Here is a 21,460-nt window from a genome sequence, read left to right as displayed (position 1 = left end):
CTCCTGTGCGCCCTATGTCGCCACAGAACCTACCTTCGATAGGCTGTACTGAACCCGCCCGCCGCATATGCCGCGGTACCGCGTCGTCTCCGTTGGTCCGGAATGTGGCTCGGAACGGCTCGGAAAGCGGCCGGCCACCCCGGTCGGCTGCGGCCCAGGGGTTTTCGTACGTCATCGAATGTCCATCGAATGTCATTCGACAGTCCCGCAGCTCAAGGAGAGTCATCGAGCGATGGCCGGTCCCGCGTTCCGCGCCGCCGCCGTCCGGGTGCGCGTCCCCGCCACCAGCGCCAACCTCGGCCCGGGCTTCGACGCCCTCGGCCTCGCGCTGGGCTTGTACGACGACGTGGTCGTCCGGGTGGCCGACTCCGGGCTGCACATCGACATCGCCGGTGAGGGCAGTGAGACCCTCCCGCGCGACGAGAGCCATCTCCTCGTACGCTCCCTGCGCACCGCCTTCGACCTGCTGGGCGGGCAGCCGCGCGGGCTGGAGATCGTCTGCGCCAACCGCATCCCGCACGGCCGGGGCCTGGGCTCCTCCTCGGCCGCCATCTGCGCCGGTATCGTCGCCGCCCGCGCCGTGACCATAGGCGCCGAGGCCAAGCTCGACGACACCGCGCTGCTCGAGCTCGCCACCGAGATCGAAGGCCACCCCGACAACGTCGCGGCCTGTCTGCTGGGCGGATTCACCCTGTCCTGGATGGAGGCCGGCGCCGCCCGGGCCATCAGGATGGAACCCGCCGATTCCATCGTTCCGGTGGTTTTCGTACCCGGGAAGCCGGTCCTCACCGAGACCGCGCGCGGCCTGCTCCCGCGCACCGTGCCGCACGTCGACGCCGCCACCAACGCGGGCCGCGCCGCCCTGCTCGTCGAGGCCCTGACCAGGCGCCCCGAGCTGCTGCTGCCCGCCACCGAGGACCGGCTGCACCAGGAGTACCGCGCCCCCGCCATGCCGGAGAGCGCGGCGCTGGTGGAGCGGCTGCGGGCGGACGGCATCCCCGCGGTCATCTCCGGCGCCGGGCCCACGGTCATGGCGCTGGCCGACGCGGACACCGCCGACAAGGTCGAAGCACTCGCCGGCACCGACTGGGCCGCCAACCGGCTCAGCCTCGACAAGCAGGGAGCGAGCGTGCTTCCGCTCGCTCCCTGACACACGGTTGCCGGATTTCGAGAGGGGGAATGTTTGTTGGATCCGGTAGTGTTAATCTCAAGTCTGCACCCGACCCCACCATGGCGAGGTGCCTCGTGTCCCCGTCCGGGACAGACGTTCTTCCGGGAGCCCCCCAAGCCGCACTGTGTTTTGCACCTCGTACGCGAGCGGTACGTCGTACGCGGACACTGAACGGCCCGCCGGGCACGCTCCGGAACCGGTGCGACCACGCCACGTGACACTGGGTGCCACGGCTCGAGGAAGCGCCATCACCAGATATTTCCTCCGCCGTTCAGGCGGACCACCGCCCCGGCACGGTTCACACAGCAAGGACCGAAGCCGGACAGCACAACCGGTCGCCGAGCCAGACAGGCCGACGTCCGCTCCAGGGAAGGACCCTTCGTGAGCGACACCACCGATCTGATGGGCGCACGTGTCGAGGAGACCGCTGCCGCGCCCGCCACGGACGCCTCCGCGCCTGCCACCGGTGCCGGCTCCCGGCGGCGCCGCGGTACCGGCCTCGAGGGCATGGTGCTGGCCGAGCTGCAGCAGGTCGCATCCGGCCTCGGCATCAGGGGCACCGCGCGTATGCGCAAGAGCCAGCTGATCGAGGTCATCAAGGAGGCGCAGGCCGCCGGGGGCGGTGCCCCCGCCGCGGGAGCCGCCCCGGCCGAGGCCGAGGTCGCCGCCGAGACCAAGCCCAAGCGCCGCACCACCTCGCGGACCCGTACGGGCGACGCCGCCGAGAAGAAGACGGACGCCGAGGCCCCCGCCGACAAGGCCGCGGCCCAGCAGCAGATCGAGATTCCGGGCCAGCCCTCCCCGAAGGCCTCCGCCCCGGCCGAGCAGTCCGCCGCCGAGGCCCCCGCCGAGCGCCGCCGTCGTCGTGCCACCGCCGACGCGGGTTCCCCGGCCGCCGCGACCGAGACGATCACTGTCGAGGCGAAGACCGAGCAGAAGACCGAGGCCCCGGCGCAGCAGCAGTCGCAGGGCGACGCCAAGTCCGACGGCGAGGGCGGCGAGGGCCGCCGCCGCGACCGCCGTGAGCGCGGCCGCGACCGTGACCGCGGTGAGCGCGGCGAGCGTGGCGACCGCGGCGAGCGTGGCGAGCGCGGTGAGCGTGGCGACCGCGACCGCGGGGACCGCGGCGACCGTCGTGGCAAGGGCGACGACCAGGGCCAGGGTCGCCAGCAGAACCAGCAGGGCGGCGGCCGCCAGGACCGTCAGCAGGACGACGGCTACGACGACGAGGCGGGCGGCCGCCGGGGCCGTCGCGGCCGGTACCGCGACCGTCGCGGCCGTCGCGGGCGCGACGAGGTGCAGGAGCCGCAGATCGCCGAGGACGACGTCCTGATCCCGGTCGCGGGCATCCTGGACATCCTCGACAACTACGCGTTCATCCGCACCTCGGGCTACCTCCCGGGCCCGAACGACGTGTACGTCTCCCTCGCGCAGGTCCGCAAGAACGGCCTGCGCAAGGGCGACCACATCACCGGCGCGGTCCGTCAGCCCAAGGAAGGCGAGCGGCGCGAGAAGTTCAACGCGCTGGTGCGTCTCGACTCCGTCAACGGCATGGCGCCCGAACACGGCCGCGGCCGCCCGGAGTTCAACAAGCTGACGCCGCTGTACCCGCAGGACCGGCTCCGCCTGGAGACCGACCCGGGCGTGCTGACCACGCGGATCATCGACCTCGTCTCGCCCATCGGCAAGGGCCAGCGCGGTCTGATCGTGGCCCCGCCGAAGACCGGCAAGACCATGATCATGCAGGCGATCGCCAACGCGATCACCCACAACAACCCCGAGTGCCACCTGATGGTCGTCCTCGTCGACGAGCGTCCGGAAGAGGTCACCGACATGCAGCGGTCGGTCAAGGGCGAGGTCATCTCCTCGACCTTCGACCGTCCGGCCGAGGACCACACCACGGTCGCCGAGCTCGCCATCGAGCGCGCCAAGCGTCTGGTGGAGCTGGGTCACGACGTCGTCGTGCTGCTCGACTCGATCACGCGTCTGGGCCGTGCGTACAACCTCGCCGCCCCGGCCTCCGGCCGCATCCTGTCCGGTGGTGTCGACTCGACCGCCCTGTACCCGCCGAAGCGCTTCTTCGGTGCGGCCCGCAACATCGAGGACGGCGGCTCGCTGACCATCCTCGCCACCGCCCTGGTGGACACCGGGTCCCGCATGGACGAGGTGATCTTCGAGGAGTTCAAGGGCACCGGCAACATGGAGCTCAAGCTCGACCGGAAGCTCGCCGACAAGCGCATCTTCCCCGCGGTGGACGTCGACGCGTCCGGTACCCGCAAGGAGGAGATCCTCCTCGGCAACGAGGAACTGGCGGTCGTCTGGAAGCTGCGCCGGGTGCTGCACGCGCTCGACCAGCAGCAGGCGATCGAGCTGCTGCTCGACAAGATGAAGCAGACCAAGTCGAACGTCGAGTTCCTGATGCAGATCCAGAAGACGACCCCGGCGCCCGGCAACGGCGACTGACCGCTCCGTCTTCCCGAAAGGGCCGCTCCCGCCAAGGGGAGCGGCCCTTTGCGTGTCCTCGGTCAGGTGTACGATCACGCTGCTTCGGACCGGCGATCACGGCCGCGCCCGAACCATCGATCCCGAGGGGGGACTTGCGTGGGTACATCCACGTCCGGGGGCGGACGTCACAGACGACGCCTCGGATTCGCTCTGCCCGTGGCCGCGGCCGGTGTCGCCGCGGCCGTCGCCGCCGCGCTTCTGACCTCGTCGGCGGGCGCGGCCACCGCGCTGCCGCAGCCGACCGTCGACCCGGCGATCACCTCGCCGTCCACCGCGGAGCTGAAGCAGCGCGTCGCCGGCGCCCTCGCCGGCGACGACACCGCCGGAGCGACGGTCAAGGAGTCGCTCAGCGCGAGCAGTGACGGTCCCACCGTCGACGCCAAGATCATCGGCGGCACGACGACCACCATCACCTCCGCGCCGTGGATGGCCCAGCTCCACTACTACGACGACCGGGGCACCAGCGCCACCACCGACGACATCGGCTTCTTCTGCGGCGGCGCCGTCGTGGCGCCCACCAAGATCCTCACCGCCGCGCACTGCGTCAAGGGCTACAACTGGCACGCCAACGGCGCCGTCGTCACCGGCACCTCGCAGATGCCCACCGACGACGGAGCGGGCGGCACCGACCTGCACGGCGGCACCGTCACCGGTGTCTGGCGGCAGTGGAACCATCCCTCGTACAGCGCCACCACCCTCGACAACGACGTCGCGGTGCTGACCCTGCCGGTGCCGGTCCGGGCCACCCCGATCAGGATGACCACCTCCGGCGACACCGCCTCGTACGCCGCCGGAACCAGCGCCAAGGTCTACGGCTGGGGCCGCACCAGCTCCACCACCGACGGCGTCTCCCAGACGCTGAAGACGGCCACGCTGCCGATCCAGTCGGACGCCACCTGCGCCGGCTACTACGGCGCCGACTTCGTCAAGGGTCACATGGTGTGCGCCGGCCTGCCCGCGAGCGGCAGCGACACCGGGACCACCACCGCCTGCAACGGCGACTCCGGCGGCCCGCTGGTGGTCAACAACCGCATCGTGGGCGTCGTCTCCTGGGGCGTGCGGGACTGCGTCGAAAAGGGCGCCTACAGCGTCTTCGCCAAGGTCAGAAGCTATGTCGGCGCCGTCTACCCGCGCGTCGACGACACCAACATCAGCGGCGACCACCGGGCCGACCTCTGGGTGCGCAACGCCTCCACGAAGACCGGCTACTCCAAGAACTCCGGCGGCTCCTCCTTCGGGGCCCGCGAGTCCTGGGGCAACTGGAGCGGCGTCAACCTCGTCCTGCAGACCGACCTCGACCGGGACGGCTACGAGGACCTGGTCTACCGGCGCAGCAGCGACGGGGACGTCTTCTGGACCCACTACGTCATCTCCACCGGCACCTGGGCCACCAAGCAGCTCGCCGACAACTGGAAGACCCGCACCCGCATCGTCACCCCGGGCGACGTCACCGGCGACTACCTGCCCGACCTGCTGTCCGTCGACTCCGCCGGCGTGCTGTGGATCTACCCGGGCAGGGGCAACGGCTCCTTCGCCACCCGCGTGAAGGTCGGCTCCGGCTGGAACCAGTACAACTCCGTGCGCGGTCACGGCGACTTCACCGGCGACGGGAAGACCGACCTGATCGCGCGTGGCGCGAGCAACGGCTACGTGTACCTGTACAAGGGCACCGGGAAGACCGGTACCGGCGCCTTCTCGGGCCGGATCAAGGTGCGCACCTGGAGCAGCACGGCGTACAACGCCTTCGACGCCGTGGGCGACGTCAGCGGTGACGGCAGGGCCGACCTCCTGGCCCGCACCCCCGGCGGCACGCTCTACCTGTACAAGGGCACCGGAAAGGCCACGAGCGAGATCTTCGCCACACGGGTGTCCGTCGGCACCGACTTCAAGCAGTACGACATCTTCGGCTGAAACCGCAGGTGAGGATCATTCTCACCACGTCCGCCCGGAACGCCCCGGGCCCGGCCCGTCACAGGCCGGGCCCGGGGGTCCGTGCAACCCCGCGCCGGGTTTCCCCGTCTGAGCAACGGAGCGACGATGGGTGCAGGTGAGGAAACCGACCGACGCGGTGACGCACCGCTGATGCCTGGCACCGAGCGCAGGGGGTAACCGACGGACGAGAGCTGAGGAGCACATGTCTGCCGAGAGCACACCGGGCCCCGGCATACCGGGAGAGCCCGCACCAGCGGGTCCGCGCCGCCGGGCCGACGGCCGGCGCCGGAAGCCCCGTGAGGGGCGGCACAAGGGCATGAGAGCCCTGGCGTGGACCGCCGCGGGCATCGTCGTGCTGGGCGGCACCGGTGCGGGATTCCTCTACTTCAAGCTCAACGGCAACATCAAGAGCGTCGACATCGACCAGGCGCTCGGCACCGACCGGCCGGAGAAGGCCGACAACGGCTCGGAGAACATCCTCGTCCTCGGCTCCGACACCCGCTCCGGCAGCAACCGGACGATCGGCGGCGGCACCGACGACGGAAGCGCCCGCGCCGACACCGCGATGATCGTGCACGTCCACGAGGGCCACAAGCGGGCCAGCGTCGTCTCCATCCCCCGCGACACCCTCGTCGACCGCCCCGAGTGCACCGGCCCCGACGGCGAGGGGCACCCCGCCGCGAACGGCGTGATGTTCAACTCCGCGTACACCACCGGGGGCGCCGCCTGCGCCGTCAAGACCGTCGAGTCGATCACCGACCTGCGCATGGACCACTACCTGGAGGTCGACTTCGCCGGCTTCCACAAGCTCATCGACGAGCTCGGCGGCGTGGAGATCACCACCACCGCGGACATCGACGACCCCGACAGCCACCTCCGGCTCGAGGCCGGAACCCACCGGCTCGACGGCGAGCAGGCCCTCGGCCTGGTGCGCACCCGGCACGGCGTGGGCGACGGCTCCGACCTCGGCCGCATCCAGCTCCAGCAGGCGTTCGTCAAAGCCCTGGTCCAGCAGGTCAAGGAGGTCGGCGTCTTCACCAGCCCCAAGAAGCTGCTCGACCTTGCCGACACCGCGACCAGGACGGTCACCACCGACTCCGACCTCGGCTCGGTCAACGCCCTGATGTCCTTCGCCAACGGTCTGAAGGGCATCGGCCCCGGCAACATGCACATGGTGACTCTGCCGGTCCGCTACGACCCGGCCGACCCCAACCGCGTCCTGCTCGAGAAGAACAAGGCACAGCTGGTGTGGGACGCCCTGGCGGACGACCGACCGATCCCCGCCGCGGCCACGGAGGGAACGGCGACCGGTGAGGCCAAGGACGTGGTGAGCGCGGCGTAGCGCCGGAATAGATCGCCCCACCCCCCGGTTTTGGGTGATGGCCCCAGTCCTGGCAGACTGGTACGTCGGCTCCGGTTCACGCTCCCGCATCCCGCGGCGGCGACCCGGCGCCCTCCCGGAACCTAGGAGACACCTTGAAGCGCGACATCCACCCCGAGTACGTCGAGACGCAGGTCAGCTGCACCTGTGGCGCGTCGTTCACCACCCGCAGCACGATCTCCGCCGGCACCATCCGCGCTGAGGTCTGCTCCGAGTGCCACCCGTTCTACACGGGCAAGCAGAAGATCCTCGACACCGGTGGCCGTGTGGCCCGCTTCGAGGCCCGCTTCGGCAAGGCCGCCGGCTCCAAGAAGTAGCGAGCCCCCTAGGGCCTCTGCCCGGCGGATCCTGTCGGAGAGGCGGGGCCTGGCACGCACCTCTGCGGCGTTGTCGTCAGTCGCCGACGCTCCGCGTCGGCACTTTCCTCCGCCTCGCAGCAGGCACCAGGCCCCCGCGCACCGGCACTCACAGGTACGGCGGACCTCCTCCGACCTGACCGCCGGGCAGGCCCTAGCGCCGGTCCACGGCCGTGCCCCGTCCAGGGGCACGCGCCGGGACCGGCGTTTTTGGTCGCCCGCCTTCCCCTTCCCACGCAGTAGCAGGAGCCCAAGATGTTCGAGGCCGTCGAGGAACTCGTCGCCGAGCACGCCGACCTGGAGAAGAAGCTCGCCGACCCGTCGGTCCACTCCGACCAGGCCAACGCGCGCAGGCTGAACAAGCGCTACGCCGAGCTCACCCCGATCGTCGCCACGTACCGCTCCTGGAGGCAGACGGGCGACGACATCGAGACCGCGCGTGAACTGGCCGCCGACGACCCCGACTTCGCCGCCGAGGTCAAGGACATGGAGAAGCAGCGCGAGGAGCTCACCGAGAAGCTGCGCCTGCTGCTCGTACCGCGCGACCCCAGCGACGACAAGGACGTCATCCTCGAGATCAAGGCGGGCGCGGGCGGCGACGAGTCGGCCCTGTTCGCCGGGGACCTGCTGCGGATGTACCTGCGCTACGCCGAGCGCGTCGGCTGGAGGACCGAGATCATCGACGCCACCGAGTCCGAACTCGGCGGCTACAAGGACGTCCAGGTCGCCGTGAAGGCTCGCGGGCAGATCGAACCCGGCCAGGGCGTGTGGGCCCGGCTGAAGTACGAGGGCGGCGTGCACCGTGTGCAGCGGGTGCCGGCCACCGAGTCCCAGGGCCGCATCCACACCTCCGCCGCCGGCGTGCTGGTGACCCCGGAGGCCGAGGAGGTCGACGTCGAGATCAACCCGAACGACCTGCGCATCGACGTCTACCGTTCCTCCGGCCCCGGCGGGCAGTCGGTCAACACCACCGACTCCGCCGTGCGCATCACGCACATCCCGACCGGAGTCGTCGCCTCCTGCCAGAACGAGAAGAGCCAGCTCCAGAACAAGGAGCAGGCCCTGCGTATCCTGCGTTCGAGGCTGCTCGCCATGGCGCAGGAGGAGGCGGAGAGGGAGGCCGCCGACGCCCGCCGCAGCCAGGTCCGCACCGTCGACCGCTCCGAGAAGATCCGCACGTACAACTTCCCGGAGAACCGCATCTCGGACCACCGCGTCGGCTTCAAGGCGTACAACCTGGACCAGGTGCTGGACGGCGACCTCGACGCGGTGATCCAGGCCTGCGTCGACGCGGACTCGGCCGCCAGGCTCGCCGCCGCCTAGGCAGGGCAGGCGTAGGAACACGAGGCACGTACCAGTACGTTCGGAGGACTTGCGTGAACCTGCTGCTCGCCGAGGTGGCCCAGGCCACCCAGCGGCTCGCCGACGCCGGCGTGCCCTCGCCGCGCACCGACGCGGAGGAGCTCGCCGCGTTCGTGCACGGCGTCAAGCGCGGCGAGCTGCACAGCGTGAAGGACTCCGACTTCGACGCCCGGTACTGGGAGGTCATCGCCCGCCGCGAGGCCCGCGAACCGCTCCAGCACATCACCGGGCGCGCGTACTTCCGCTACCTGGAACTCCAGGTCGGTCCGGGGGTGTTCGTGCCCCGTCCGGAGACCGAGTCGGTCGTCGGCTGGGCGATAGACGCCGTACGGGCCATGGACGTGGTCGAGCCGTGCATCGTGGACCTGTGCACCGGCTCCGGCGCCATCGCGCTGGCCCTCGCCCAGGAGGTGCCGCGCTCGCGCGTGTACGCGGTGGAGCTGTCCGAGGACGCCCTGAAGTGGACCCGGAGGAACGTGGAGGGCTCCCGGGTCGAACTGCGCCAGGGCGACGCCCTGGCCGCCTTCCCGGACCTCGACGGCCAGGTCGACCTGGTCATCTCCAACCCGCCGTACATCCCTCTCACCGAGTGGGAGTACGTCGCCCCCGAGGCCCGCGACTACGACCCCGACCTGGCGCTGTTCTCCGGTGAGGACGGCCTGGACCTGATCCGCGGCCTGGAGCGCACCGCGCACCGGCTGCTGCGGCCCGGGGGCGTGGTCGTCGTCGAGCACGCCGACACCCAGGGCGGCCAGGTGCCGTGGATCTTCGCCGAGGACCGCGGCTGGACCGACGCCGCCGACCACCCCGACCTGAACAACCGCCCGCGGTTCGCCACCGCCCGCAAGGCGCTGCCGTGAGCGTCCCGCAGACCCCATTCCCCAGCAGCACGTGTACGAGGAGGCCCGCCAGATGGCTCGGCGATACGACACCAACGACGCGACCGACCGCGTGACCGGTCTGCGCGAGGCCGCCTCCGCCGTCCGCCGGGGCGAGCTCGTGGTGCTGCCGACGGACACGGTGTACGGCATCGGCGCGGACGCGTTCAGCGCGGAGGCCGTCGCCGACCTGCTGGCGGCCAAGGGACGGGGCCGGAACATGCCCACCCCCGTGCTCATCGGCTCCCCGAACACCCTGCACGGGCTGGTCACCGACTTCTCCGAGCTGGCCTGGGAGCTGGTGGACGCGTTCTGGCCGGGCGCGCTGACGCTGGTCGCCAGGCACCAGCCGTCGCTCCAGTGGGACCTCGGGGACACCCGCGGCACGGTCGCCGTGCGGATGCCGCTGCACCCCGTCGCCATCGAGTTGCTCACCGACGTCGGTCCCATGGCCGTCTCCTCGGCCAACCTCACCGGACACCCGGCGCCGGAGAACTGCGACGCCGCGCAGCAGATGCTGGGCGACTCGGTCTCCGTCTACCTCGACGGCGGCCCGACCCCCGGCAACGTCCCGTCGTCCATCGTCGACGTCACCCGTCGCGTGCCGGTGCTGCTGCGCGAGGGCGCGATCTCGCCGGACGAGCTGCGCAAGGTGGTACCCGACCTAGAGGTGGCGAATTGACGGCCCCTGGGGCGGGGCGTGGCATAGGCAACGGGGAACTCGGCGCGGAGGAGACGACGACCTTCGGTTTCCCGCGCGACACCTTCCGCATCCTCCACGTCAGTACCGGCAACGTGTGCCGCTCGCCCATCACCGAGCGGCTGACCCGGCATTTCGTGCACCAGCGGCTCGGCATCCTGGGCGGCGGGCTGATCGTGGAGAGCGCGGGCACCTGGGGGCACGAGGGTGCGCCCATGGAGGCCCACGCGGAGACCGTGCTGGCGGAGTTCGGCGCGGACGCCTCCGGCTTCGTGGGCCGCGAACTCCTCGACGAGCACGTCATCCGGGCCGACCTGGTGCTGACCGCGACGCGCGACCACCGGGCCCAGGTCATCTCGATGGGCCACTCCGCGGGCCTGCGCACCTTCACGCTCAAGGAGTTCACCCGCCTGGTCGACGCCATCGACCCGGCGACCCTGCCGCCCCTGGAGGACGGCCTGGTCATGCGGGCACGTGCCCTGGTCCGCGCGGCCGCCGCTCTACGCGGGTGGCTGCTGGCCCCCACGGCCGAGGCGGACGAGGTGTACGACCCCTACGGTGCCCCCCTGACGTTCTTCCGCTCCATCGGCGACGAGATACACGAGGCCCTGGACCCCGTCGTCACGGCCCTGACGGGGGTCCCGGCACGGGCGTGAGGGGTGCGGCGGCACCGGCCCGGGCGAGCGGCCGGAACCGGCCCCTCCGAGAGGTGCAACGGCCGCGCGGTGCAGGGGGGCGCGGCCTACATTGGTCGTACGTCAGTGCCGACGCCCGGGAGCCCACCATGACGGTCACCCATGCCCTCGAGGCCGATGTCCTGCGGCGGCAGGACCCCGAGCTCGCCGACGTCCTGCTGGGAGAGCGCGAGCGCCAGGCGACCACCCTCCAGCTGATCGCCGCGGAGAACTTCACCTCGCCGGCCGTGCTGGCCGCCCTCGGCTCGCCCCTGGCCAACAAGTACGCCGAGGGATACCCGGGCGCCCGGCACCACGGAGGCTGCGAGATCGTCGACGTCGCCGAGCGCCTGGCCGTCGAGCGGGCCAAGGCCCTGTTCGGCGCCGAGCACGCCAACGTGCAGGCGCACTCCGGCTCTTCGGCCGTGCTGGCCGCCTACGCGGCCCTGCTGCGCCCCGGTGACACGGTGCTCGCCCTCGGCCTGCCGCACGGCGGCCACCTCACCCACGGTTCGCCCGCGAACTTCTCCGGCCGCTGGTTCGACTTCGTCGGCTACGGCGTCGACGCCGAGTCCGGCCTCGTCGACCACGACCAGGTGCGCGCCCTCGCCCGTACGCACCGCCCCAAGGCCGTCGTGTGCGGCTCCATCGCCTACCCCCGCCACCTCGACTACGCGTTCTTCCGCGAGGTCGCCGACGAGGTGGGCGCGTATCTGATCGCCGACGCGGCCCATCCCATCGGGCTGGTGGCCGGGGGAGCGGCCCCCAGCCCGGTGCCCTACGCCGACATCGTCTGCGCCACGACCCACAAGGTGCTCCGCGGCCCCCGCGGCGGCATGCTCCTGTGCGGCGCCGAACTGGCCGAACGCGTCGACCGTGCCGTCTTCCCGTTCACCCAGGGCGGCGCGCAGATGCACACCATCGCCGCCAAGGCGGTCGCCTTCGGCGAGGCCGCCACCCCCGCGTTCGCCGCGTACGCCCACCAGGCCGTCGCCAACGCCAGGGCGCTCGCCGCCGGGCTCGCCGCCGAGGGGATGGCCGTCACCACCGGCGGCACCGACACCCACCTGATCACCGCCGACCCCGCCCCGCTCGGAGTCGACGGACGCACCGCCCGCGGCCGGGTCGCCGCCGCCGGGATCGTCCTGGACTGCTGCGCGCTGCCGCACGCGGACGCCCGCGGCCTGCGCCTGGGCACGGCGGCGGTCACCACGCAGGGCATGGGGGAGCGTGAGATGGCCCGCATCGCCGCGCTCCTCGCCGGGGTCCTCCGGGGAGGGACGGACGTCGCGCGGACCCGGGCGGAGGTACGGGAACTGGCCGCGGCGTTCCCGCCGTATCCGCGGTAGCGGCCGTACTGAGCGCCGCGTCCCGGGGTAGGCGCACGTGCGTGCACAGCCACTCGTGCAACCATCGTCGCTACCCGGCAGTCCTCACACATATGCGCGCATCGCTAGGGTGTGGGGCTGAGATGGCCAGCGAGACCTGTGGGGAAGCCCGTGCGTGAATACCTCCTGACGCTCTGCATCACGGCCGCGGTGACGTACCTGCTGACCGGGCCGGTGCGGAAGTTCGCGATCGTGGCGGGGGCGATGCCGGAGATCCGGGCGCGTGACGTGCACCGCGAACCCACACCGCGGCTCGGTGGCATCGCGATGTTCTTCGGCCTGTGCGCGGGCCTGCTCGTCGCCGACCACCTCACCAATCTCAGTCAGCTCTTCGAGAAGTCCAACGAACCACGGGCGCTGCTCTCCGGAGCGGCGCTCATCTGGCTGATCGGGGTCCTGGACGACAAGTTCGAGATCGACGCCCTGATCAAGCTGGGCGGCCAGATGATCGCCGCCGGCGTGATGGTCATGCAGGGCCTGACCATTCTGTGGCTGCCCGTCCCGGGCGTCGGCTCGGTCGCGCTCACCCAGTGGCAGGGCACTCTGCTCACGGTCGCGCTCGTCGTCATCACCATCAACGCCGTCAACTTCGTCGACGGCCTGGACGGTCTCGCGGCCGGCATGGTGTGCATCGCCGCCGCGGCGTTCTTCCTGTACGCCTACCGCATCTGGTACTCGTACGGCATCGAGGCCGCCGCCCCCGCGACGCTCTTCTCGGCCGTCCTGATGGGCATGTGCCTGGGTTTCCTGCCGCACAACATGCACCCGGCGCGGATCTTCATGGGCGACTCCGGCTCGATGCTCATCGGCCTGGTCCTCGCCGCCGGCGCGATCTCGGTCACCGGTCAGGTCGACCCGGACGCGCTGAACCTGTACGTCGGTTCGGAGAAGGAGGCCGTGCACCAGACGGTGCCGGTCTACATTCCGCTGATCCTGCCGCTGACCATCATCGCGGTGCCGGCCGCCGACCTGATCCTGGCCATCGTGCGGCGCACCTGGCGCGGCCAGTCGCCGTTCGCGGCGGACCGGGGGCACCTGCACCACCGGCTGCTGGAGATCGGTCACTCGCACAGCCGGGCCGTGCTGATCATGTACTTCTGGTCGGCGCTGATCGCCTTCGGCGCGCTCGCCTACTCCGTGAACTCGGCGTCGATGTGGATCGTCCTGAGCGTGGTGTTCCTCAGCGCGATCGGTCTGGGGCTCCTGCTGCTGCCGCGCTTCACTCCCCGCGCCCCGCGCTGGGCGGAGCACTTCGTGCCCCCGCGCTACCGGCGCCGCCGCGCGCCCGCGGTCGCCCCCGACGCGTCCACGCCCGCGACCGGCGACGTGCCCGCCGACGGCACGCAGAACCCGGACCGCCGCGCTCCCGTCGCGGTGGGGGTGGCCGGCGCCAACGGCGCCACCGCCGTGGGCCACCGGTCCCGTCCGGAGGGCCGGCGCAAGGCCGGAAGCTCACGGTGAAGGTAAGAATCTGACGAGAGCATTGCCAAACCGTGAGGCTCTGATGGGGGTGCGAACCGCCGCAATATCAGACAAGGCGGTCGAGTTTTCGCTCAGACGCGCAGATTCACTCTCATGTGTGACAGTCAGCACACCGCTCAGGTAAAGACTGCATCAAATAGTTTGTGATACGGTTCACGAGAACCCCGGATAGAGCCGAAGGACCGTAGTGCGACGGTCCATTGGTGTGAGGTCTTCACACTCCTCCCGGGGGACTACGCTCGTCCATGACGACACCCCTTGCCCCCTGTGAAAAGCGGAGCTGCCGCCATGCCGTCCAATGACGCCCGGAACCTTCTGCAGTGCGCTGTGCCCACAGCCGCTGCCGGTGCGGTCGCCGTTGCCGTCAGTGGTGCGGTGGCCGGCGGCAAGGGCGCTCTCGGAGCGGCGGTCGGGGTGGTGCTGGCCGTCCTGTTCATGGGGATCGGCCTGTACGTCCTGCAATGGACCGCGAAATCGCTCCCTCAGCTGTTCCAGGCCATGGGGCTGATGCTCTACGTCGCCCAGCTCCTGCTGCTCCTGATCTTCGTCGCCCTCTTCAAGGACACGTCCCTCTTCAACCCGCAGGCGTTCGCGATCGCGCTCGTCGTCGCGACGGTCGTGTGGATGGGCGCGCAGGCCCGTGCGCACATGAAGGCCAAGATCTTCTACGTCGATCCCGAGCCCCAGAAGAGCGAGAAGTCCGAGAAGACGGGGCCGTCGTCGTGACGGGTAGGGGCGGGATAAAGACCAGTCGGAACTCCTGCTATCGTCCGGTGCCAACTGCGGCATCGCGGGCGCGGGCATCCGAGCTGACGCCTGCATATTCGCGAGGCTTGATGCCCCCCAGCCGCCCCCACATCCGTAACACCTGTCCGGTGCCGACCCGCGGCTGTGCGCCGCGCCGACACAACGAGGTTGCCGTACCCATGCGTCACGCCGAAGGAGCCCGCGGTGAGTGCTGACCAGACCCAGCTCGCCTTTGACTGGAGCTGTCGGATCATGTCCGACAACGGGTGTGGTTTTCCGGCTCCGGGCCTGCACTCGTTCCTCTTCCAGCCGATCGCCACGGTCGGAGGGTTCGAGTTCAACAAGGTGATGCTGCTCGCCATCATCACCACCATCCTCGTCATCGGCTTCTTCTACGCGGCCTTCGGCAAGGCCAAGGTGGTGCCGGGCAAGCTCCAGATGGTCGGCGAGGCCGGTTACGACTTCGTCCGCCGCGGCATCGTCTACGAGACCCTCGGGAAGAAGGAGGGGGAGAAGTACGTCCCCCTCATGGTCTCGCTCTTCTTCTTCATCTGGATCATGAACATCTGGTCCGTGATTCCGCTGGCCCAGTTCCCGGTCTCGTCGATCATCGCGTACCCGATCGTCCTGGCGGTCGTCGTCTACGTCCTGTGGATGTCGCTCACCTTCAAGCGGCACGGCTTCGTGGGCGGGTTCAAGAACCTGACCGGCTACGACAAGTCGCTCGGCGGCGTGCTGCCGCTCGTCATGATCATCGAGTTCTTCTCGAACACGCTCGTCCGGCCCTTCACGCACGCGGTGCGACTGTTCGCGAACATGTTCGCCGGTCACCTGATGCTGGTGATGTTCACCGTCGCCTCCTGGTACCTGCTGAACAGCTGGATGATCCCGGCGGCCGGCGTCTCCTTCATGATGACCGTCGCCATGATCCTCTTCGAGCTTTTCGTGCAGGCCGTCCAGGCGTACGTCTTCGTGCTCCTCGCCTGCTCGTACATCCAGGGCGCTCTCGCCGAGCACCACTGAGCCCCACCGCACCCCAAGCCCCCCAGACGTCCGGTGGCCAACCCCCGCCGGTCCATGAAAGAGAAGGAAGAATCAGCATGGCTGCCACTGAGACCCTCGCCGCTGTCACCGGTTCGCTCGGCTCCATCGGCTACGGCCTCGCCGCCATCGGCCCCGGCATCGGCGTCGGCATCATCTTCGGTAACGGCACCCAGGCCCTCGCCCGTCAGCCCGAGGCCGCCGGCCTGATCCGTGCCAACCAGATCCTCGGCTTCGCCTTCTGTGAGGCGCTCGCCCTCATCGGCATCGTCATGCCGTTCGTGTTCGGTCGCTAAGCCTTAGCCACCTGACACCTTTCGACGAAAGGCACTGATGTGATCGCCAACCTGGTACAGCTGGCGGCCGAGGAGGAGCAGAGCCCGCTCGTTCCTCCGGGTCCCGAGCTGCTCGTCGGCACCATCGCCTTCGCCATCGTGTTCTTCTTCTTCTGGAAGAAGCTGCTTCCGAACATCAACAAGGTTCTGGAGGAGCGCCGAGCGGCGATCGAAGGCGGTATCGAAGAGGCCGAGGCCATGAAGGTCGAGGCCCAGAGCGTCCTTGAGCAGTACAAGGCACAGCTCGCCGAGGCCCGGCACGAGGCCGCGCGTCTGCGCCAGGAGGCGCAGGAGCAGGGTGCCGCGCTCATCGCCGAGATGCGGGCCGAGGGCCAGCGGCAGCGCGAGGAGATCGTCGCCGCCGGTCACGCCCAGATCGAGGCCGACCGCAAGGCCGCCGCGTCCGCGCTGCGGCAGGACGTCGGCAAGCTCGCCACCGACCTGGCCGGCAAGCTCGTCGGCGAGTCCCTCGAGGACCACGCCCGGCAGAGCCGCGTCATCGACCGCTTCCTCGACGAGCTCGACCAGAAGGCCGAGGCCGCGCGATGAACGGAGCGAGCCGCGAGGCCCTGGCAGCCGCACGTGAGCGTCTCGACGCCCTGACGGACTCCACGTCCGTGGACGCGGGCTCGCTCGCCGACGAGCTGGCCGCCGTCACCGCGCTGCTCGACCGCGAGGTGTCGCTGCGTCGGGTCCTCACCGACCCGGCGCAGGCCGGTGAGGCCAAGGCCGAGCTGGCCCGGCGCCTGTTCGGCACCCAGGTCAGCGGCCCGGCCGCGGATCTGCTCTCCGGCATGGTGCGCTCCCGCTGGTCGCAGTCCCGCGACCTGGTGGACGCGCTGGAGGAGCTGGCGAACCTCGCCGACCTCACCGCCGCCCAGAAGGCCGGCGGGCTCGACGACGTCGAGGACGAGCTGTTCCGCTTCGGCCGGATCGTCGCCTCGAACACCGAGCTGCGCGCCGCGCTGACCGACCGCAAGGCCACCACCTCCGCCAAGGGCGAGCTGCTGCGCAGCCTCCTCGGGGGCAGGGCCAACGCGGCCACCGAGCGTCTGGTCACGCGTCTTGTGACGGCGCCGCGGGGACGTAGCCTGGAGTCGGGACTGGAGTCCCTGTCCAAGCTCGCCGCCGACCGCCGCAACCGCATGGTCGCCGTGGTCACCTCCGCGGTACCGCTGAGCGACACGCAGAAGCAGCGCCTGGGCGCCGCCCTCGCGAAGCTCTACGGCCGCCCGATGCACCTCAACCTCGACGTGGACCCCGAGGTCCTCGGCGGGATCCGGGTGCAGGTCGGCGACGAGGTCATCAACGGCTCCCTCGCGGACCGGCTGGAAGACGCGAGCCGCCGGCTGGCGAGCTAGCAGCAATATTCATAAGGCAGTACGTAATTACGGCCCTGGTTGGGCCGTGCAGAGGATTCACCTCCTGTTGGGGGGAGTCCCCATCCCCCCAAAGTGAAACTTCGGGCCCAACAAGGAGAGCAGGGAACTCAGATGGCGGAGCTCACGATCCGGCCGGAGGAGATCCGGGACGCGCTGGAGAACTTCGTCCAGTCGTACAAGCCGGACGCGGCCTCGCGCGAGGAAGTCGGTACGGTCACCCTTGCCGGCGACGGCATCGCGAAGGTCGAGGGCCTGCCCTCGGCCATGGCCAACGAGCTGCTGAAGTTCGAGGACGGCACCCTCGGCCTCGCCCTCAACCTCGAGGAGCGCGAGATCGGTGCCATCGTCCTCGGTGAGTTCAGCGGCATCGAGGAGGGGCAGCCGGTCACCCGTACCGGCGAGGTGCTCTCCGTGGCAGTGGGCGAGGGGTACCTCGGCCGCGTCGTCGACCCGCTCGGCAACCCGATCGACGGCCTCGGCGAGATCGAGACCTCGGGCCGCCGCGCCCTCGAGCTGCAGGCCCCCACGGTCATGCAGCGCAAGTCGGTGCACGAGCCCATGGAGACGGGCTACAAGGCCGTCGACGCGATGACCCCGATCGGCCGTGGTCAGCGTCAGCTGATCATCGGTGACCGTCAGACCGGCAAGACCGCCCTGGCCGTCGACACGATCATCAACCAGCGTGACAACTGGCGCACCGGCGACCCGAACAAGCAGGTCCGCTGCATCTACGTCGCCATCGGCCAGAAGGGCTCGACCATCGCGTCGGTCCGCCGCGCGCTGGAGGAGAACGGCGCGCTGGAGTACACGACCATCGTCGCCGCCCCGGCGTCCGACCCGGCCGGCTTCAAGTACCTGGCGCCGTACACCGGCTCGGCCATCGGTCAGCAGTGGATGTACGAGGGCAAGCACGTCCTGATCATCTTCGACGACCTGTCGAAGCAGGCCGACGCCTACCGCGCCGTGTCGCTGCTGCTGCGCCGCCCGCCGGGCCGCGAGGCCTACCCGGGTGACGTCTTCTACCTGCACTCCCGGCTGCTGGAGCGCTGCGCCAAGCTCTCCGACGACATGGGCGCCGGCTCGATGACCGGTCTGCCGATCGTCGAGACCAAGGCCAACGACGTGTCGGCGTTCATCCCGACCAACGTCATTTCCATCACCGACGGCCAGTGCTTCCTGGAGTCCGACCTGTTCAACGCCGGTCAGCGCCCGGCCCTGAACGTCGGTATCTCCGTGTCCCGCGTCGGTGGCTCCGCCCAGCACAAGGCGATGAAGCAGGTCTCCGGCCGTCTGCGCGTGGACCTCGCCCAGTTCCGCGAGCTGGAGGCGTTCGCCGCCTTCGGTTCCGACCTGGACGCCGCGTCGAAGGCGCAGCTGGAGCGCGGTCAGCGCATGGTCGAGCTGCTGAAGCAGAACCAGTACCAGCCGATGTCCACCGAGGACCAGGTCGTCTCCGTCTGGGCCGGCACCACCGGCAAGATGGACGACGTCCCCGTCGCGGACATCCGCCGCTTCGAGAAGGAGCTCCTCGAGTACCTGCACCGCAAGGAGCAGGGCCTCATGACCTCCATCCGCGAGGGCGGCAAGATGTCCGACGACACCCTCCAGGCCGTGGCCGAGGCGATCGCGGACTTCAAGAAGCAGTTCGAGACGAGCGACGGCAAGCTGCTCGGCGAGGACGCTCCGGCCGCTGCCGCCAAGTGACGTAAGGAAGGGACCTGACTCATGGGAGCTCAGCTCCGGGTCTACAAGCGTCGCATCCGATCCGTCACCGCGACCAAGAAGATCACCAAGGCGATGGAGATGATCGCCGCCTCGCGCGTCGTCAAGGCGCAGCGCAAGGTGGCGGCCTCCACGCCCTACGCGCGGGAACTGACCCGTGCGGTCACGGCGGTCGGTACCGGTTCGAACACCAAGCACCCGCTGACCACCGAGGCGGAGAACCCGACCCGTGCCGCGGTCCTGCTCCTCACGAGCGACCGCGGTCTGGCCGGCGCCTTCAACGCCAACGCGATCAAGGCGGCGGAGCAGCTGACCGAGCGCCTCGAGCGCGAGGGCAAGCAGGTCGACGCGTACATCGTCGGCCGCCGCGGTGTCGCCCACTACAACTTCCGTGAGCGCAAGGTCGCGGAGTCGTTCACGGGCTTCACCGACGAGCCCTCGTACGCGGACGCCAAGAAGGTCGCGGCTCCGCTGATCGAGGCCATCGAGAAGGAGACGGCGGACGGCGGCGTGGACGAACTCCACATCGTCTACACCGAGTTCGTCTCGATGATGACGCAGACCGCGGTGGATGCCCGGCTGCTTCCGCTGCGCCTCGAAGAGGTCACGGAGGAGACCGCCACCAAGGGCGAGCTCCTTCCGCTGTACGACTTCGAGCCCTCGGCGGAGGACGTCCTCGACGCCCTGCTGCCGCGCTATGTCGAAAGCCGGATCTACAACGCGCTGCTCCAGTCGGCCGCTTCCAAGCACGCCGCCACGCGGCGTGCGATGAAGTCGGCCACCGACAACGCGGGCGAGCTGATCAACACGCTCTCCCGTCTTGCCAACGCGGCCCGCCAGGCCGAAATCACCCAGGAAATCAGCGAGATCGTCGGTGGCGCGAGCGCCCTGGCCGACGCGACCGCGGGGAGTGACAGCTAATGACCACCACTGTTGAGACCGCGACGGCTACGGGCCGCGTCGCCCGGGTCATCGGCCCGGTCGTCGACGTGGAGTTCCCCGTCGACGCGATGCCGGACATCTACAACGCCCTGCACGTTCAGGTCGCCGACCCGGCGAACGAGGGCGAGCTCAAGACGCTGACCCTGGAGGTCGCCCAGCACCTGGGTGACGGCCTGGTCCGCACCATCTCCATGCAGCCCACCGACGGCCTGGTCCGCCAGGCCCCGGTGTCGGACACCGGCGCCTCGATCTCCGTGCCGGTCGGCGACTTCACCAAGGGCAAGGTGTTCAACACCCTCGGTGAGGTGCTGAACGTCAACGAGTCCTACGACGGTGAGCGCTGGCCGATCCACCGCAAGGCGCCGAACTTCGACGAGCTCGAGTCGAAGACCGAGATGTTCGAGACCGGCGTCAAGGTCATCGACCTGCTGACCCCGTACGTCAAGGGCGGCAAGATCGGTCTGTTCGGTGGTGCCGGCGTCGGCAAGACGGTGCTCATCCAGGAGATGATCTACCGCGTTGCCAACAACCACGACGGTGTGTCGGTGTTCGCCGGTGTCGGTGAGCGCACCCGTGAGGGCAACGACCTCATCGACGAGATGAGCGAGTCGGGCGTCATCGACAAGACCGCGCTGGTCTTCGGTCAGATGGACGAGCCCCCGGGCACCCGTCTGCGCGTCGCGCTGGCCGGCCTCACCATGGCCGAGTACTTCCGTGACGTCCAGAAGCAGGACGTGCTGTTCTTCATCGACAACATCTTCCGCTTCACCCAGGCGGGCTCCGAGGTGTCGACCCTGCTCGGCCGCATGCCCTCCGCGGTGGGCTACCAGCCGAACCTGGCCGACGAGATGGGCCTCCTCCAGGAGCGCATCACCTCGACCCGTGGTCACTCGATCACCTCCATGCAGGCGATCTACGTCCCCGCGGACGACCTGACCGACCCGGCCCCGGCCACCACCTTCGCCCACCTCGACGCGACGACGGTTCTGTCCCGTCCGATCTCCGAGAAGGGCATCTACCCGGCCGTGGACCCGCTGGACTCCACGTCCCGCATCCTGGACCCGCGCTACATCGCGCAGGACCACTACGACGCGGCCATGCGGGTGAAGAACATCCTGCAGAAGTACAAGGACCTGCAGGACATCATCGCGATCCTCGGTATCGACGAGCTCGGCGAGGAGGACAAGCTCGTCGTCCACCGTGCCCGTCGCGTGGAGCGCTTCCTGTCCCAGAACACCCACGTCGCCAAGCAGTTCACCGGCGTCGACGGGTCGGACGTCCCGCTGGAAGAGTCGATCGCGGCCTTCAACGCGATCTGCGACGGCGAGTACGACCACTTCCCGGAGCAGGCGTTCTTCATGTGCGGTGGCATCGAGGACCTGAAGAAGAACGCGAAGGAGCTGGGCGTCTCCTGAGCCTCGCGCTCGCCGTGAGCCCCCGGGCTCACACCCGAGGGGGCGGG

Annotated in this window: 19 protein-coding genes; all 19 read left to right on the top strand. The window is 69.9% G+C overall.

Annotated features, from left to right (window positions below; translation table 11 throughout):
* The first annotated feature begins 232 nt into the window (after window positions 1–232).
* Window positions 233–1,150 (top strand): homoserine kinase, encoded by a 918-nt coding sequence (gene thrB / locus ACFYOV_RS04290; protein WP_389082641.1) that lies wholly within the window; start codon window positions 233–235, stop codon window positions 1,148–1,150.
* Between the two features lie 402 nt (window positions 1,151–1,552).
* A complete protein-coding gene (rho, locus tag ACFYOV_RS04285; RefSeq protein WP_389082639.1) occupies window positions 1,553–3,634 on the top strand; it encodes a transcription termination factor Rho in 2,082 nt (693 codons plus the stop codon).
* Window positions 3,635–3,832: 198 nt separating this feature from the next.
* Complete coding sequence (locus ACFYOV_RS04280; RefSeq protein ID WP_389082636.1) at window positions 3,833–5,587, top strand: trypsin-like serine protease; 1,755 nt, start codon at window positions 3,833–3,835, stop codon at window positions 5,585–5,587.
* Between the two features lie 223 nt (window positions 5,588–5,810).
* The gene (locus tag ACFYOV_RS04275; protein ID WP_389082634.1) at window positions 5,811–6,950 is read left to right on the top strand and encodes an LCP family protein; all 1,140 of its coding nucleotides are present in this window, start codon (window positions 5,811–5,813) and stop codon (window positions 6,948–6,950) included.
* Between the two features lie 134 nt (window positions 6,951–7,084).
* Window positions 7,085–7,306: a 50S ribosomal protein L31 gene (gene rpmE / locus ACFYOV_RS04270; protein WP_142193142.1), complete on the top strand. Its 222-nt coding sequence runs from the start codon at window positions 7,085–7,087 to the stop codon at window positions 7,304–7,306.
* Window positions 7,307–7,600: 294 nt separating this feature from the next.
* On the top strand, window positions 7,601–8,668 hold the full coding sequence (prfA, locus tag ACFYOV_RS04265) for a peptide chain release factor 1 (protein ID WP_389082630.1): 1,068 nt from the start codon (window positions 7,601–7,603) through the stop codon (window positions 8,666–8,668).
* Window positions 8,669–8,721: 53 nt separating this feature from the next.
* Window positions 8,722–9,567 (top strand): peptide chain release factor N(5)-glutamine methyltransferase, encoded by an 846-nt coding sequence (gene prmC, locus ACFYOV_RS04260; RefSeq protein WP_389082627.1) that lies wholly within the window; start codon window positions 8,722–8,724, stop codon window positions 9,565–9,567.
* 52 nt (window positions 9,568–9,619) lie between these two features.
* Complete coding sequence (locus ACFYOV_RS04255; protein WP_389082625.1) at window positions 9,620–10,267, top strand: L-threonylcarbamoyladenylate synthase; 648 nt, start codon at window positions 9,620–9,622, stop codon at window positions 10,265–10,267.
* Window positions 10,264–10,941: a protein-tyrosine-phosphatase gene (locus tag ACFYOV_RS04250; protein ID WP_389082622.1), complete on the top strand. Its 678-nt coding sequence runs from the start codon at window positions 10,264–10,266 to the stop codon at window positions 10,939–10,941. The genes ACFYOV_RS04255 and ACFYOV_RS04250 overlap by 4 nt, the downstream gene beginning before the upstream one ends.
* Window positions 10,942–11,069: 128 nt before the next feature.
* Window positions 11,070–12,308, top strand: coding sequence for a serine hydroxymethyltransferase (glyA, locus tag ACFYOV_RS04245; protein ID WP_389082620.1), 1,239 nt, complete (start codon window positions 11,070–11,072; stop codon window positions 12,306–12,308).
* 150 nt (window positions 12,309–12,458) lie between these two features.
* A complete protein-coding gene (locus ACFYOV_RS04240; protein ID WP_389082616.1) occupies window positions 12,459–13,808 on the top strand; it encodes an MraY family glycosyltransferase in 1,350 nt (449 codons plus the stop codon).
* Between the two features lie 309 nt (window positions 13,809–14,117).
* On the top strand, window positions 14,118–14,555 hold the full coding sequence (locus ACFYOV_RS04235) for a hypothetical protein (protein ID WP_389082613.1): 438 nt from the start codon (window positions 14,118–14,120) through the stop codon (window positions 14,553–14,555).
* Window positions 14,556–14,828: 273 nt separating this feature from the next.
* Window positions 14,829–15,599 (top strand): F0F1 ATP synthase subunit A, encoded by a 771-nt coding sequence (gene atpB, locus ACFYOV_RS04230; protein WP_389084031.1) that lies wholly within the window; start codon window positions 14,829–14,831, stop codon window positions 15,597–15,599.
* A gap of 77 nt (window positions 15,600–15,676) precedes the next feature.
* On the top strand, window positions 15,677–15,913 hold the full coding sequence (atpE, locus tag ACFYOV_RS04225) for an ATP synthase F0 subunit C (protein ID WP_171118085.1): 237 nt from the start codon (window positions 15,677–15,679) through the stop codon (window positions 15,911–15,913).
* A 39-nt stretch (window positions 15,914–15,952) separates the two neighbouring features.
* Window positions 15,953–16,501: a F0F1 ATP synthase subunit B gene (locus tag ACFYOV_RS04220; RefSeq protein ID WP_389082610.1), complete on the top strand. Its 549-nt coding sequence runs from the start codon at window positions 15,953–15,955 to the stop codon at window positions 16,499–16,501.
* Complete coding sequence (locus ACFYOV_RS04215; RefSeq protein ID WP_389082608.1) at window positions 16,498–17,313, top strand: F0F1 ATP synthase subunit delta; 816 nt, start codon at window positions 16,498–16,500, stop codon at window positions 17,311–17,313. The genes ACFYOV_RS04220 and ACFYOV_RS04215 overlap by 4 nt, the downstream gene beginning before the upstream one ends.
* 132 nt (window positions 17,314–17,445) lie before the next feature.
* A complete protein-coding gene (gene atpA, locus ACFYOV_RS04210) occupies window positions 17,446–19,038 on the top strand; it encodes a F0F1 ATP synthase subunit alpha (RefSeq protein ID WP_389082605.1) in 1,593 nt (530 codons plus the stop codon).
* A 21-nt stretch (window positions 19,039–19,059) separates the two neighbouring features.
* On the top strand, window positions 19,060–19,977 hold the full coding sequence (locus ACFYOV_RS04205) for a F0F1 ATP synthase subunit gamma (RefSeq protein ID WP_389082601.1): 918 nt from the start codon (window positions 19,060–19,062) through the stop codon (window positions 19,975–19,977).
* Window positions 19,977–21,413 carry a F0F1 ATP synthase subunit beta gene (atpD, locus tag ACFYOV_RS04200; protein WP_389082599.1) on the top strand — a complete coding sequence of 479 codons (1,437 nt, stop codon included), beginning with the start codon at window positions 19,977–19,979 and terminating at the stop codon, window positions 21,411–21,413. Before ACFYOV_RS04205 ends, atpD begins: the two co-directional genes overlap by 1 nt.
* Window positions 21,414–21,460 lie beyond the last annotated feature (47 nt).

The organism is Streptomyces sp. NPDC005931 (assembly GCF_042871235.1).
GTDB lineage: Bacteria > Actinomycetota > Actinomycetes > Streptomycetales > Streptomycetaceae > Streptomyces.
Note: the sequence above shows the minus strand (reverse complement) of the source record. Positions and strands in the feature narration are given on the sequence as shown.